Below are 15,378 nucleotides of genomic sequence, written 5' to 3'. Positions count from 1 at the left end.
CCTCCACAGCTTCAATGATCGATCCAAATGGCAAGGAAGGCTGGGTGCACGGCAAATATCGGACTGCAATTTCAGCCAGCTAAATTCCGTATGCCGTCCTTCTTCCTGGATGACGCGCAGAAACCCTCAGTCGCATCCGACGCGAAATGTCGCTCTCCCGGTACACTGACCGCGTGATGCATTTTGATACAGGATCGCGCTTGCAAGCTGGCCGGGTATCCGCAAACGCTCGTAAGAAACCGAGTTAAAAGCTTTATGTTCGATTCTCTGCCGAGCCGCCGCAGCCTCTGGCTTGCGCTTTGTTGCTCGCTTGCGATTGCCGGGTGCGCGGGCAGTGAAGAGGGCTCGGATAGCGGTCGCCCCGTGCCGACAGTGGGTTATCTGGTAGTGCAGCCGAGCACTGCCGCGATCCCCACGACCCTTGCGGGTCGGGTCGTGGCGCAAGAAACGAGCGAGGTTCGCCCGCAGATTACGGGTCTGGTCCAGAGCATCAACTTCCAGCCGGGCGGATATGTGCGTGCCGGCCAGCCATTGTTCCGGATCGACGCCAGCTTGTATCAGGCGGCCGCCGCCGAAGCCCGAGCTGCGCTTGCAAGCGCTGAAGCCAACGCCCGTGCTGCGAACGCCCGCGCTGCCAGGTTCAAGCCGCTGGCCGACATGGAGGCCATTTCCAAACAGGAATACGACGATGCCGCCGCCGCCGCCGGTGCAGCCCGAGCGGCAGTCGCGCAGCAACGCGCCAGCCTAGATACGGCGCAGATCAATTTGCGCTTTACCAGCGTCCCGGCGCCGATCAGCGGTCGCATCGGGCGGCCTCTGGTGACGCAAGGCGCGCTTGTCAGCAGCAACCAGGCCGAACCCTTGGCGGTGATTCAGCGAACCGACAGCGTTTATGTCGATATGCAGCAATCCGCCGCTGATCTCACCCGTTTGCGCCGTGCCCTGGCTGCAACGAACAGCGGCACTACCGCGGGAAGCACGTCGGTGCGCCTCAAGTTCGACGACGGTACGGTCTATCCAGCCAGTGGAACCGTGCAGTTTTCCGAAGTCACCGTGAACGAAGGAACGGGCACAGTTACCTTGAGAGCGCGCTTCCCCAACGCGCAAGGCCTGCTTCTGCCCGGCATGTTCGTTACCGCCGAATTCGACCAGGCGATCGAAACAGGCGTATTCCTCGTCCCGCAGTCCGCGCTTCAGCGCGATTTCAATGGCGACGCATTCGTCTACGTGATCGGGAATGACGGCAAGGCCGTGCGCCGCGTAGTGCAGACCGAGCGCACGTCCGGGCAGAACTGGGTGGTGACCGGCGGCCTGAAGGCGGGAGAGCGCGTGATAGTCCAGGGTCTTAACGGCCTGAAGTCGGGCACCGAGGTCAAACCGGTGCCTGCCAATGCGCCGCAACGCATCGGCGCACCCGCACAGGGCGAAGCTGGCGCCAATCGGCGCGGGGGCTGAGGGCTTGTCGCGAATATTCATTGAGCGGCCGATCTTCGCCTGGGTTCTGGCGATCATCGTCATGCTCGGTGGGCTCGGCGCGCTCTATAGCCTGCCAGTCGAACAATACCCGGACATCGCGCCCACCAACGTCAGCATCCGCGCAAACTATCCCGGAGCATCGGCGGAAACCGTCGAAAACAGCGTTACGCAGATCATCGAGCAGCAACTCACCGGGCTAGACGGACTGCTCTACTTCAGCTCGCAATCGTCGTCGAACGGCGCAGCTTCGATCACCGCCACATTCGCGAAGGGAACCGACCCGGACATCGCGCAGGTCCAAGTCCAGAACAAGGTCCAGGCAGCCATCTCGCGCTTGCCACAGCAGGTCCAGCAGCAGGGCGTCCGGGTGACCAAGTCGAGCCCGGACCAGTTGTTGCTGGTCGTGGTTTATGACGAGACCGATACCCGGTCGAGCGATGCGGTATCCGATTACCTGACGTCCAATATCCAGGATCCGCTTTCGCGCATCGAGGGCGTCGGCGACATCAACGTCTATGGCGCGTCGAATGCGATGCGCATCTGGCTCGATCCCAATCGCCTCGCCGCGGTATCCTTGATGCCGAGCGACGTAATCGGCGCGGTGCAGGACCAGAATACCGAGATCGCGGCGGGCGAGATCGGCGGTCTGCCCGCCCCAGACCGCCAGATGTTGAGCGCTACCGTTACGGCGCTTTCCAAGCTCCAGACCGTGGACGAATTCCGTGCGATCGTGCTGAAGACCGAAGCCGACGGCTCCACTGTCCGACTAGGCGACGTGGCGCGGGTCGAGATCGGCTCGCAGAGCTACAGCTCGATGCGGCGGGTCAACGGTCATCCGGGTGCAGGCATCGCGATCTCGCTCGCGCCCGGCGCCGACGCCCTTCAGACCGCCGAACTGATCAAGGCCGAGGTGTCGCGCCTCGAGGCTGGCATGCCCGATGGGCTGGTGATCAGTTACGCCAACGACTCCACCGCCTTCATCCGCCTGTCGGTCAACGAAGTGGTGAAAGCGCTTCTGGAGGCAATCGTCCTGGTGGTGATTGTCATGTTCGTGTTCCTGCAAAGTTGGCGCGCGACACTGATCCCTGCAATCGCAGTGCCGGTCGTCCTGCTCGGGACTTTCGCGGTCTTCTGGATCGCCGGATTTTCGATCAACACGCTCACGCTGTTCGGGCTGGTGCTGGCGATCGGCCTGCTGGTCGACGACGCGATCGTGGTGGTCGAAAATGTCGAGCGGCTGATGGACGAAAATCCGGGTATGACCCCGCGCGAGGCAACCGTGCAGTCGATGAAAGACCTGCAGGTGGCGCTGATCGCGATCGCCCTTGTCCTTTCCGCGGTATTCCTGCCCATGGCCTTCTTTGGCGGTTCGACCGGCGTCATCTACCGCCAGTTCTCGATCACGATCATCTCGGCGATGGTGCTCTCGGTGCTGGTGGCGCTGATCCTCAGCCCCGCGCTCACCGCCAACCTGCTCAAGCGCAAGGACGCGGATGGCGCAGGCAACGGCTGGCTCGCCCGCAGGCATCCGCGCGCGCAGGCCGCGGTCATCAAGGCACAGGACCGCTTCAACACCGGCTTCGAGCGTCTCTCCAATCGCTACCGGGATTCGATCAGCACGATCGTCGACCGGCGCTGGCTGTTCATCGGCATCTACGCGGTGCTGGTAGCGGTGATGGCCGTGCTGTTCCTGCGCCTGCCGAGCGGTTTCCTGCCCAACGAAGATCAGGGCAGCGTATCGATCAATTACCAGTTGCCGCCGGGCGCCACCTTGGAGCGGACGCAGGAAACTGCACGGGCGATCGAGAAGTACTTGATGGAGACCGAGGGCGCGAACATCTCCACGCTGTTCATGGTGGCCGGCGGCGGACGCGGCGGCGGCGGGCAGAATCAGGGGTTCGGTTTCATGCGGCTCAAGCACTGGGACGAGCGGCCGGGGGAAGAGAATACCGCCCAGGCGATCGCCGACCGCACCAGTGCGGCCATGCGCGGGCTGCGCGATGCGCGCGTGTTCGTAAACGTGCCCGGCGCCATCCGCGGGCTGTCCTCGTCCAATGGGTTCTCGATGCAGTTCACCAACACCGGTGGGCTGGCGCGCGACAGCTTTGCCGCTTCGCGCGACGCGCTGCTCGCCGCTGCCAACGCCGCCGGCACGCTGGATCAGGTGCGTCTATCGGACCTGCCCGATCTCGCCACGCTCAAGGTCGATATCGATCCCCAGCGCCTTGCTGCATACGGTCTGTCGCAGGATGCGGTGAATTCCACGCTTTCGACCGCGTGGGGCGGGCGCTACGTCAATGACTTCATCGACAAGGGCCGGGTTAAACAGGTCTATGTCCAGGGCGACGCGCCCTATCGCTCGCAGCCGTCGGACCTGGGCCAATGGTATGTGCGCGGTCAATCGGGGCAGATGACTCCGTTTTCCGCTTTGGCTGAACTCGACTGGTCGTCCGCTCCCCCCAGCATTTCGCGTTTCAACGGGGTGCCGACGTACGAATTTTCGGGTCAGGCGGGATCTGGCACCAGTTCCGGCCAAGCAATGGACCAGATCGCCGCACTCGCCGCCGAATATCCCGGCACCAGCGTCGCCTGGTCCGGCGCATCCTATGAAGAACGCAATGCGTCGAGCCAGGCGCCGCTGCTCTACGCACTGTCTCTACTCGTAGTCTTTCTGTGCCTTGCCGCGCTTTACGAGAGCTGGTCGATCCCGGTCGCGGTTCTGCTCGTTATTCCGCTCGGCCTGCTGGGCGCGGTCCTGTTCACGTCGCTGCGAGGGCTCGAAAACGACGTTTACCTCCAGATCGGCTTGCTCACCACCATGGGACTCGCCGCCAAGAACGCCATCCTGATGATCGAATTCGCCGAGCAGGCCGAGCGCAAGGGTGCGCGGGTGATCGACGCGGCCCTGGAAGCGGCCCGCATCCGCCTGCGCCCGATCCTGATGACCAGCTTCGCCTTCATCTTCGGCGTGCTACCGCTCGCGCTGGCGACCGGAGCGGGCGCCAACAGCCGCATCGCAATCGGCACTTCGGTGATCGGCGGAATGCTCGCGGCGACGCTGCTGGCGATCTTTTACATACCGCTGTTCTTCGTCATGGTCCGGCGCGGCGTCCGCGACGGCCTAGCCGCCGCACGCGCCAAGCTTCAGCGCCGCAGCGAGGGCGATGAGGCCTTGGTGACATGAGCATCCTGATACGCGGCCTCGCAGCAAGCACCTGCTTGCTGGCGTCGGCCTGTTCGCTGGCCCCGCCCACATCGCTGCCACCACCACCGATCCCGCTTAGCTGGCCAGTCGGGGATTCCTATCTGGCGCAAAGCGAAGTGGCTCTCCCCACACTGTCCCATACCGAACTTTTTCGCGACGCGCGGCTGCAGCAGCTGATCGCAACGGCCTTGTCCGAGAACCGCGACCTCAGGATCGCCTTTGCCGACCTCGCCGCCGCCCGGGCGCAGGTGCGGGTCGTTCGCGCCGGGCAGTTTCCTTCGCTCGGGGTCGATGGTGGCATCACCGCTTCGCGAGCCGGTTCGGGTGGTAACGATCAGGATTACAATAGCGCACGTGGCTCCCGTGTCCGCTACACCCTCCAGGGCGGTGTATCGGGCTTCGAACTCGACCTTTTCGGCAAGCTCGCCAACGCGACCGAGGCACAGCGCAATCGCGCATTCGCGACCGAGGCCGTCGCGCGAACGGTCCGCATCGGACTGCTCGCCGATATCGCGCAGGCGTGGGCAACCTACGCCGCCGATCGCGACTTGCTCGCGATCGCCGAGGCGACCGCCGCCAACGCCCGAGAGAGCGTGCGCCTGACAGACCTGCGTTTGCGCGGCGGAGTTGCCCCACGGACCGACCTCAGCCAGGCCCAGCAGGTGCTCGCGAGCGCCGAGCTGGCTATCGCCGAGCAGCGGGCCGCGCTGGCCCAGGACGCGAACCTTTTGCGGCTCCTGGTCGGAGCCGACATCGATCCGGCGCTCCTCCCGAGCGGATTGGATGAAATCGCCGCGAGCTTCGCGCCCGTTCCCGCTGGGCTCGATTCCCGCATACTCTTGCGGCGGCCAGAGGTCATTGAAGCGGAGTATCTGCTGCGCGCAGCCAATGCCGACATCGGGGTGGCGCGCGCGCAAATGTTCCCCTCGCTCTCGCTGACCGGGTTGCTGGGTGTGGTCAGCACGGGACTGGGCAATCTGCTGTCCGGCGACGCGTTTAACTTCACCGCGGGCGCGAACGTCGGTTACTCGATTTTCGACGCGGGCGGCCGCCGTGCAAACGTTGCCGTCAGCCAGGCCCAACGCGAAGCGGCAATCGCCGTATATGAGCGCGCGATCCAGCGGGCGTTTCGCGAAACCGCCGACGCCCTCGCCGATCAGGGCAGCCTGGTATCTCGCCAGAAGGCCGCAAGCGACAACGCCGCCGCCGCCGCGACCACTGCTCGGCTGACCGAGGCACGCTATCGCAACGGCGTCGACAGTTTCCTCGACAGCCTCATCGCCCAGCGCAGCCTTTTCGCGGCGCGCCAGCAGCTTGTCGGAATTCGGCTGGCCGAACTGCAGAACCGGGCGACGCTCTACCGCGTGCTCGGAACGGTCGAGTAGGAACCAGTTTCGAAAAGTACGTTGCGCACGGAGTTTTATCGCGGACTCAACCGCCACTCAGCCGTGCGATTACAGACCTGTTCCCAGTGCTGCCGAGGGAGCTACCATCACGCTATGCGTTCGATAAGCAAGGTGGATTGGAACGATCGTCCGCACGTTCTCAATCCGGTAGCTGCATGGATCTTGCCGCTCAGTTGCTCCGCTCGGCCGCGATCCACGCATCGACGTTTTCCTCCAGGATCGACAGCGGCACCGGACCGCTTCTGAGCACGACGTCGTGGAATGCGCGGATGTCAAAGCTGTCTCCCAGCTCGCTTCGTGCCTTTTCGCGCAGCTCCATGATCTTGAGCTTGCCGATCATGTAGGCGGTCGCCTGCCCCGGATAGACGACGTAGCGTTCGATCGCCTTACGAATGTCGCCGTCCGGGTTCGGGGTATTCTGCTTCAAATAGTCGATTGCCCGCTCCCGGCTCCAGCGCTTCGAATGAATGCCCGTGTCGACCACAAGCCGGGCGGCGCGCCACAGTTCCATCCCCAGCCGGCCGAAGTCCGAATAGGGATCGGTATAGAGCCCCATGTCCTTGCCCAGTTCTTCGGCATAGAGGCCCCAACCCTCGGTATAGGCGGTGACCCCGCCGAAGCGACGGAAGGCGGGCACGTCGTCGCCCAATTCGGTCTGGACCGCACGCTGAAGGTGGTGGCCGGGCAATCCCTCGTGGTAATAGAGCGCCTCGAGTTCGTTGCGGCTCATGTCCTCGAGGCGATAGAGGTTCACGTAATAGGTGCCGGGCCGCGACCCATCGGGGGCAGGGCTCTGGTAAAACGCCTTGCCCGCGCTCTGCTCGCGGAATGCCTCGACCGGCTTCACCACCAGGGGCGCCTTGGGAAGCGTGGCGAAATAGCGCGGAAGGAGCGGCTCGACCTTGTCTTGCACCTCCTCGACCGCGGCGAGATAGTCTTCGCGCGACTTGAAATAGAACTTCGGATCGGTCCGCGCATACTCGAAAAATTGCTGCAGGGTGCCCTCGAACCCGACCTGGCGCATGATGTCGCGCATCTCGCGGTGTATGCGCGCAACCTCGTCCAGCCCGATCCGGTGGATTTCGTCGGCGGTAAGATCGGTGGTCGTGTAGTTGGAAAGCAGCGCGTCGTAATATGCGCGGCCCTGGGGAAAGCGCCAGACTCCGTCGACCGTGCCGGCGATCGATTGCTGCCGCTTCATCTCCCCGAGCAGTCTTTCATAAGCCGGTCGGGCAGATGCGGTCCAGGCATCCTCCGCGCGGGAAAGGAGCGCGTTCTTCTCTGCAGGTGCGATGTCGAGCTTGCCGACCTTGCCGGCGAAATCTTCGAGCATCGCGTTGTCCTTGCGAGCGTCGAGCAGGTTATCGATGTCGGAAATGACGTAAGGATAGACCCACTTGGGCGGCATGACGCCGCGTCCCGCGCGTTCGCGCGATTCGGCGGTCAGGATGTCGAGCACCGGCCCCATTCCCGCGATCCGCTCGATATAATCGTTGGCCTGGTCCGCGTTCGCCACCGAATGGATGTTGATGAGGAATGCGGGCAGGTCGCTCTGCGCACCGTTCATCTGGTCGAAGATGTAGCCGTAGTCGCGGAACTGGAAGGTTTGCGCGCTGCGCTTGGCCACCGCGTCGAACAGGCGAAAACTGAGTGCATCGTCGGTTTGCAGGGTGGCGGGAGAATAGTTCGCGCGCATCGTCGCCGCCGTCGCCTGAAGCAGCTCGTGCTGGGCGATCCGGCCCGCATCGGAGACGTCGCCCCACTCGCCGTAATCCTCGTCGCGAATTCCCCGGTAGGCCTTCGACCTGGGGGACTGTTCGAGCTGACGCTGGTCGTAGGCGTCAAACAGGGCATCGATGCCTCGTGCCGGTCGCTGGGTCGCCACATCGGCGCCCACCGCTTCCTGACGCTGCGTTGCGCAAGCCGAAAGCGCGAACGCACTGACCGAAAATGCGACTATGCGTAAAATGCGACCCATTGGTAACGAACCTCTTCTCGGTTTCCCAGACGTGGTCTTTGGCGAAATCGAGCGCGCTTAGCCAGCCGCGAGCAGCGACGCACCAATACTTTCAACGCCATCCGGTCAATTTGCTCACGGTCGCGGACGAGTCTCCGCTTCCGGACAATGGAATGCAGCCGTCAGATGCCCGAGAGGCGCGCAATGAAAGCCCGACGACAAGCTGACGACTGTAGAGCGACAGAAGCTAGCACGCTGGCTGAACCTGTTGAACGACCGGCAGCTTTTGAATGAGGCACTCAAAGATGAGTACGACAGCCTGTGCCGGATCGTGGCGGTGCTGGCAGGCTAACGCTAACTTATCTCCGGTTCGGGCCCCTACGGTGCGGCCAACCGGGGAGAGACCATGCGGCTGATCTCATTCAAACGGCACCGGTTCCCTCCGGACGTGATCCGGCACGCCGTGTGGCTGTACTTCCGGTTCACGCTGAGCATCCGAGACGTCGAGGAATTGCTGGCGCAACGGGGCGTGGAGGTCAGCCGCGAGGCGGTGCGCTGCTGGGTTAACAAGTTCGGCCCGTTGATCGCAGCCAACCTGCGCCGGCGCCGTGGGCCGCCGACCGGCCGCTGGCATCTGGACGAGATGGTGGTCAGAATCGGCGGCAAGCGGATGTATCTCTGGCGCGCGGTTGACGACGAGGGCGAGGTACTGGACGTCCTGGTCCAGAAGCGTCGCAACAAGGAAGCGGCGCTGAATCTGCTCCGGAAACTGCTGCGCAATCAGGGCATCCATCCGGAAACCATCACCACCGACAAGCTGGCGTCGTACCGGGCTGCGGCCAAGATCCTCGGCCTCACCAGCCGTCATCGACCAGGCGGGATGCGCGAGAACAACCGGGTTGAAAACTCCCACCTGGTCATCCGGCGACGAGAGCGAAAGCAGCAGAAATTCAAATCGCAGGGCTCAGCTCAGAGGTTCCTGGCCAGCCACTCCGCCGTCTACAACACGTTCAATATCCAACCCCACCTGATCTCCCGACCAAGTCTCCGGATCCTGCGCGCCCAAGCGGACAGGGCGTGGGAAGCCGCGACCGTCGCCGCCTGATCCAGGGGTAGGGAAGCGGCCCTTCCGACCAGGCCGACTTAACTTGTCAACACCCCGCGTTCCTACCTTTTCGTCGCCCAGGCAACGTGCGACAGAGCAGGTGAGCAAGCGGTACTGCCTTCAACGGGATTTCAATGGCCGGGACTACAACGAGCTACGTCGTCGAGAAGCTCGTGGGATCCATTCGGGTCAATCCAAAGAACCTGATTGCCACGATATACGGCGACATGCTGGTGCCCCATGGGGGCACTGCCTGGTTGGGAAGCCTGGTGAAGATGGCCCAGCCGTTCGGCATCTCCGAATACCTCTCCCGCACCACCGCCCTTCGCCTGGTAAATGACGGCTGGCTACATCCGACGCGGGTGGGAAAGCTGAGCTACTACTCCGTCACCGACGAGCACGTGCGCAACGTCATCGCCTACTATCCGAGGGTCTATGGTGAACCGGTTCGCAAGGCGAACGGCGTGTGGTGGCTGCTGCTCACCGGCGCCGCCGGGCTGAGCACAAAGGCGTATGCGAATCTTCGTCGGAACCTGCTGTGGAGCGGCGTGGGACAGGTGGCGCCCCACGTTTTCATCAGCGCGGCCGAGGACATCGCAACACTTGAGGCGCTGTTCGAGGATGCCGGCCTTCACGGCCGCATCCAGATCCTGCAAGCCGCCGCGACCTCGCCAGCCAGGCCGGACCTCATGCGCACCATCGTTGCCGACGCCTGGAACATCGCTGCCCTGGAGCAGAGCTACGGCGACTTTCTGGGCCTGTTTCGGCCCGTCTGGTCACACCTGGAGCGCAGCCGCTCGCTGGATCCCGAGGCGGCCTACATGATCCGGTCTCTGCTGATGATGGAGTACCGCCGCATCGCCCTTCGCGACCCGCGCCTGCCCCGCGACCACCTCCCGAACGTTTGGGCTGGCGAAGCAGCCTTCTCGCTATGCCGCAACGTGTACGAAGCCGTGCTGAGCCCCTCCGAGGCCTATCTGGCGGATGTGGTCCGCACCGCCGATGGGCCGATCCGCGGCGCATCGGCGGAGCTCTATGACCGCTTCGGGGGGCTTACGCCGCGCGAATGGCCGACCGCTTAGGCGGCCCCGGCCACCCGAAGCTCGAGTTCGGCGTCGTCCATGGCGTAGCCCATCCTCTGGTCGTAGTCGGGAACGACGTCCTCGACGTACTCGAGGCCGACGTCCTTCAGCCGCTCGCGCGCGAGTTCGAGGTACTGCGCCTGGCACTCCTCCGGCTTCATGATCTTCAGGCCCATCTCGTAATACTTGTCGAAGTACCGTGACTGGACCGAGCCCGGAGCGGACGGCCTTCCGTACATGCCCATGCCCATGGCCAGGAACTTCGGCACCCGCCGCTGGAGCTTTTCACGGGCAGGCTCGCCGCCGAATTCGATGATCCGCTTCACCGCCCAGACGCCGAACCCCATGTGGCCCACTTCTTCCCGGGCAATGCGTTCCGAAACGCGGGCCCAGGGCAGGTATGAGCATTTGGCGTACTGACCCAGAAAGATCACCGCGCCGGGCGTGGCTACGCACGACATCATGGCGACGTCTTCCCAGCACTGGAACTGCTCTCGCCAGTAAGGCCGGCGGAAGCCGTTGATGATGTTGACCTTTGCCGGGTCGGGATTTTCCGGGTTGTCGCGAAGCTCCTCCATGCGGGATTTCACGTCGACCCCGAGGTCCTCCAACAGGGTCCAGAGGTAGAAGGCGTGGCCGTACTCTTCCATCGTCTTCTTCGCCAGCCGGTAAGCCTCCTCCGGCCTGGGGGCGTACTGGATATTCTCACCCACCCGCTGCGCGCCGGCGTACTCGGAGTCCGCCTGGAAGGTCAGGAGGTGAAGCAGCGCGGCGCGGTACTCGGCCGGCAGGTCGTCGCCCTTCTCATACATCCTCATTATCAAACTCCATATAAGACAAGTTTCTTACATGGTATCACGTATTTGTCTCATGTAAACGCGCCGTCGCTCGCAACGCGGCCCAGCTGACAAGCTTTTCCCTCGGGCGAGGCGGCGCCGCGGACGATATCTCCGCCTGGTCGATGCGCTTCCAGGCCGCCCAGTCGAGGTATCCGGCGCCGGACGACGAGATCACCTCGTCAAGCCGTGCGCGCGCCGCCTGCCGAGGCACGGGCCGCATCGTTTCGAGCGCCTGCCGCACCACGCCCAGCGCCTGCGCCCTGCTCGCGGGGATGTCGCCCCGTTCGCCCGAGGCCCAGCCCACGGCATGGACCGCCTCCGATCCCGCCAATGCGGCTTGTTGGCCGATCGCGGAGATCAGCATGTCAGCGTCGAGCGCTTCGACCGACCCGTCCGCACGCTGGAAACGGACCTGCTCCAGGCATCCTTCACCGACGGCTTCACCGGCGGTCAGGCCGAAGCGGAAGCATATCCGCGTCGCCCCGGCGGGCGGAGTGGTCTCCAGAGCCGCAAGGGCCGCAACCACCGGCGCCGATCGATCCGCGCCGGACGGCAGCTCCACCTGGAACGCAGCCGCCTCAAGCCGTGAAAGCGCCTTCAGTTCAGTGGGGCTGAACCGCGTCGCCTCGGGGCCGCCGCGCGCGACGATGGTGATCGACCTGGCGCGGCCGCAAAGATGTCGCGCGTGGGCGCAAAGGTCTGAGGACTCCATCTCCCTCGGAGTCTTGGCCAGCACCCGCGCCACATCCAGGGCCACATTGCCGCCCCCGACGATCACCACCCGTTCCCCGATCCGCGGCTGCAGACTGGCATGGTCCGGATGGCCGTTCAGCCATCCCATGAAGCTGATGGCGGAGTACACGCCGGGCAGATCTTCACCCGCAACGCCGAGCCGTCGCGCGTGCGGCGCGCCGGTAGCCAGGAACACCATGTCGTAGGCGTCGGCCAGCAGTGATAGCGGAATGTCGCCGCCGACCTCGCAGTCGGCGACAAGGCGGACCCGGTCGGTCGCGAAGGCTCGCTCGAACTGACGGACGACGGCCTTCACGCCCTGGTGGTCGGGGGCCACTCCGCTGCGGACCAGCCCGAACGGCGTGGGCAGCCGCTCGAAGACGTCCACGCTTGCGCCCGGCGCCTCCCGCAGAAGGGCGCAGAGCGTGAACAGCCCGGCGGGACCGGCTCCGACAATCGCCACCCTCGGCGCGGCGCCGCTCACGCCAGGGCGTCCACGAAGCCCAGCAGGCTGCGGGCCACCGGCTCCGGCGTCAGCCAGGCGGGGAAATGCCCGCCGCGCTCGTGAACGTCCCACGCCACGACGTCGTAGGCCCGCTCGGCCCAACTGCGCGGCGGAACCGGGAAGAACCCGCCGCCGAACATGGCGAACCCGGTCGGCGTCAGCACCCGCTCGCCGGCCGCGAGGCCGATGCCGGCCACATGGCGATCGGCCCAATAGATCCAGTTGGCCGCGGGCAGGGATCCGAAGATCCAGTAGACGGTGGCGGCGGTCAGCACCGCGTCGCGATCGAAGGGGGGCGGCTGGTCCGGTCCCGCGCCCGACCATCCATGGTATTTCTCAACCAGCCAGGCGACCAGGGCGGCCGGCGAGTCCGAAAGGCCAACGCCGAGGGTGGTGGGCTTCGTCGCCTGTTGCTCGCGATAGCCTCCGTCCTGGTCCAACCGGCGCTTGGCTTCGGCGACCCACGCCAGCTCATCTTCGTCTAGCGGTCGCTCCGAGCGGCCCAGTGGCGGCCGCAGCCCCAGCATGCTCAGGTGGAGGCCGCGCACCGCTTCGGGATGGTCGAACGCCAGCCACGAACTCACCACCGCGCCCCAGTCGCCGCCATGGACCACGAATGCCGGGACCTGCAGCACATCGACCATCAGCTGGCGCCAGAGCTCGGCCATCCGCCGGGCCGCCATCGGGCTTCGGGGCGGCTGCGACAGCCCAAAGCCCGGGAGCTCGGCGGCGACGACCGTGACGGCGCTGCGAGGATCGGCCCCGTACCGCTCCGGAGCGGTCAGCCGCGCGATGAGATCGTGATATTCTATGAGGCTCGACGGCCACCCCGGAGTCATCAGCACGACAGGCGCGTCCGGGCGCGCCGCCCGCTGCACGATCAGGTGCACGTCGACCTGGCCGTCCTCCTCCGCGTCCAGCCGGGCCCGGTAGTGGGGCAGCTCGTTCAGGCGCCGTTCGGCCGCGCGCCAGTCGAAACTTTCGCGCCAGTAGTCGATGAGCGCCTTCAGGTATTGGCCGTCGACGCCATAACGCCAGCCCGCCCCGGCCGGCTCAGGGGGCGGCCTGTAGGCGGCCAGCCGGCGCCGGAGGTCCGCCATGGCCGCCTCGGGGGCGTCAAGGGAGAACGGCTTGAGCCGATCGAGCGACAAGGTCATGGAGCGCGGCCTCCGCTACGCCTGGCCGTCGGGCGAATACATCTGCGCCACGAGATCGGCGTAGGAATCGATCAGAACGCGGCGCTTCAGTTTCAGGGTCGGAGTCATCGCCTCGTCGGCCGGGCCGAACTGACGTGGGATGATCCTGAAGGTCTTCACGCCTTCGGCCCGCGAAAGCTTCCGGTTGGCTTCCGCGACAGCGTCGGCCACCAAGTCACGCGTGCTTTGCGCCTGCGCGAGTTCGGCGAAGGTCTCGTAGTGCTCGCCCCGTTCGGCCAGCGCCTGCCCCGCCACGGCGGGGTCGATCATGATCAGGGCCGCCACGTACTTGCGGCCGTCCCCCACGGCCACCGCATCGGCGACCACGGGCGAGGCCTTCAAGGCTCCCTCGACTTCCGATGGCGTGATGTTCTTGCCGCTCGAACTGATGATGATGTCCTTGATGCGGTCGAGGAGGATGAGGCGTCCCTCGTCGTCGAAGCGTCCGACGTCGCCGGTGCGGAACCAGCCGTAGCGAAACGCCTCGGCCGTCTTGTCCGGCAGGTTCAGATAGCCGGCGAACACATGAGGCCCGCGCACGAGGATCTCGCCGTCCGGCGCCAGCATCACCTCCCCGTGGGGGAACGGTCGACCGACCAGGCCCGGCGTGGTCCTGAAGTCCTGGTTGAAGGCGATCGTGCCGCACTCGGTCATGCCATAGATGTCGTCAACGCGGGCGCCGATGGCGTGCAGCCATTCGCCGAGCGCCACGGGGAACCGCGCGCCGCCCGACATCAGCATGGCCACGCGGTCCAGGCCCATGGCGGCGCGGAGCTCGGCCAGGACGGTCCTTTGGTCGCAGCGCCAGACCGCCGCCTCTTCGGACGAGAGCCGGCCTTCGGCGGATCTTTGGACGGCTTCCAACGCCCGCAACACGGCGGCATCTACCTGCTCGCGCCGCTCGGCCGGCAAACTGTTCAGCCACTCCTGGGCTTGCCCGTAGAGCTTTTCGTAGACGCGCGGCACCGCCAGGATGAAATGCGGGCGCATCGCGCCGATCGAGGCCATCAACTGGTTCGGGCCATCGACAAACCACGACACCATGCCGCTGGCCATGGCCATGTAGGTGAACATGCGCTCGGCAACGTGGCACAGCGGCAGGAAGCAGGGGCGGTTCCACCCGGCCTGCAGGCCCAGGCCGCCCGGCGCGTGCTCCAACTGGTAGAGAATATTGCCGTGGGTGACGATCGCGCCCTTGGGGGGGCCCGTGGTTCCGGACGTGTAGATCAGAATGGCCGGCGTTGACCGGCCCGCCGAGCGGCCCGCCTCGTCGACGGCGTCGGGCCGGGCGTCAAGCAGCGCGCACCCCTCGCGTCGCCATTCGGAAAGCTTGATGAACCACCTATCGTTGGCGGGCGCAGCGTCGTCGTCGATCACCACGACCGCTTCCACCCGCGGACACTCCGCCCGCACCGCCTTCAACTTGGCCACCTGCTCGGCGGAATCGACGAACACCACGCGCGCGCCGCAGTCGTTGAGCACGTAGGCCACCTTAGCCGCCGGCTCGGTCGGATATATGCCAGCGCTGACCAGGCCGCAGGCGAGCGCCCCGAGGTCGGCTTCCAGCCATTCCGGCCGGGTTTGCGCCAGGATGCAGACGGCGTCGCCGGGAGCCAGTCCGAACGCGAGCGCGCCGGCTGCGGTGTCCCGCACGGAGGTGGCCATTTCCGCCCAGGTGACGTCACGCCATCCTTCGGGAGTCCTGCTCCGGAAGGCGAGCATCCCGGCCCGCTCGCGGATCAGCGAATTTATCATGTCGGCCATGTTGGCGGGACGCGACGGGTCGGGCGCGTCCGCCAACGGCAGTGTTTGGGCTTCCATCATCAACCTCCCTTGGCATTATATTCTTATGCGTATGGTAGACTGGCGGCGCTC

General features: G+C 65.3%; 10 protein-coding genes. 5 read left to right on the top strand and 5 right to left on the bottom strand.

Annotated elements, in window-relative coordinates; genetic code table 11:
- Window positions 1-387: 387 nt before the first annotated feature.
- The 3 genes from AR323_RS07610 to AR323_RS07600 are packed head-to-tail and all read left to right on the top strand — an operon-like array spanning window position 388 to window position 6,066.
- Window positions 388-1,455, top strand: a complete 1,068-nt coding sequence (locus AR323_RS07610) for an efflux RND transporter periplasmic adaptor subunit (RefSeq protein WP_321164536.1) — start codon at window positions 388-390, stop codon at window positions 1,453-1,455.
- Between the two features lie 4 nt (window positions 1,456-1,459).
- Window positions 1,460-4,660, top strand: a complete 3,201-nt coding sequence (locus tag AR323_RS07605; RefSeq protein ID WP_057883730.1) for a multidrug efflux RND transporter permease subunit — start codon at window positions 1,460-1,462, stop codon at window positions 4,658-4,660.
- On the top strand, window positions 4,657-6,066 hold the full coding sequence (locus AR323_RS07600; protein WP_057883366.1) for an efflux transporter outer membrane subunit: 1,410 nt from the start codon (window positions 4,657-4,659) through the stop codon (window positions 6,064-6,066). Before AR323_RS07605 ends, AR323_RS07600 begins: the two co-directional genes overlap by 4 nt.
- 190 nt (window positions 6,067-6,256) lie before the next feature.
- Here the strand turns inward: AR323_RS07600 and AR323_RS07595 are convergent, their stop codons facing one another.
- Window positions 6,257-8,065 carry a DUF885 domain-containing protein gene (locus AR323_RS07595; RefSeq protein WP_057883365.1) on the bottom strand — a complete coding sequence of 603 codons (1,809 nt, stop codon included), beginning with the start codon at window positions 8,063-8,065 and terminating at the stop codon, window positions 6,257-6,259.
- Window positions 8,066-8,450: 385 nt separating this feature from the next.
- Between AR323_RS07595 and AR323_RS07590 the strand changes: the two genes are divergently transcribed.
- Window positions 8,451-9,149, top strand: coding sequence for an IS6 family transposase (locus AR323_RS07590; protein ID WP_057883364.1), 699 nt, complete (start codon window positions 8,451-8,453; stop codon window positions 9,147-9,149).
- A 134-nt stretch (window positions 9,150-9,283) separates the two neighbouring features.
- Window positions 9,284-10,231, top strand: a complete 948-nt coding sequence (locus AR323_RS07585) for a PaaX family transcriptional regulator (protein WP_057883363.1) — start codon at window positions 9,284-9,286, stop codon at window positions 10,229-10,231.
- Here the strand turns inward: AR323_RS07585 and AR323_RS07580 are convergent.
- The 4 genes from AR323_RS07580 to AR323_RS07565 are packed head-to-tail and all read right to left on the bottom strand — an operon-like array spanning window position 10,228 to window position 15,327.
- Complete coding sequence (locus AR323_RS07580) at window positions 10,228-11,049, bottom strand: Phenylacetic acid catabolic protein (RefSeq protein ID WP_057883362.1); 822 nt, start codon at window positions 11,047-11,049, stop codon at window positions 10,228-10,230. The two genes, AR323_RS07585 and AR323_RS07580, sit on opposite strands and share 4 nt — an antisense overlap.
- A gap of 37 nt (window positions 11,050-11,086) precedes the next feature.
- Window positions 11,087-12,286: an FAD-dependent oxidoreductase gene (locus AR323_RS07575; protein ID WP_057883361.1), complete on the bottom strand. Its 1,200-nt coding sequence runs from the start codon at window positions 12,284-12,286 to the stop codon at window positions 11,087-11,089.
- Window positions 12,283-13,464, bottom strand: coding sequence for an epoxide hydrolase family protein (locus AR323_RS07570; RefSeq protein ID WP_057883360.1), 1,182 nt, complete (start codon window positions 13,462-13,464; stop codon window positions 12,283-12,285). The genes AR323_RS07575 and AR323_RS07570 overlap by 4 nt, the downstream gene beginning before the upstream one ends.
- Window positions 13,465-13,479: 15 nt before the next feature.
- The gene (locus tag AR323_RS07565) at window positions 13,480-15,327 is read right to left on the bottom strand and encodes an AMP-dependent synthetase/ligase (RefSeq protein ID WP_057883359.1); all 1,848 of its coding nucleotides are present in this window, start codon (window positions 15,325-15,327) and stop codon (window positions 13,480-13,482) included.
- Window positions 15,328-15,378 lie beyond the last annotated feature (51 nt).

The sequence above is a fragment of the Tsuneonella troitsensis genome (assembly GCF_001441535.1).
Lineage (GTDB): Bacteria > Pseudomonadota > Alphaproteobacteria > Sphingomonadales > Sphingomonadaceae > Tsuneonella > Tsuneonella troitsensis.
The sequence above is the reverse complement of the archived record's forward strand: the minus strand, read 5'-3'. Positions and strand labels throughout refer to the sequence as shown.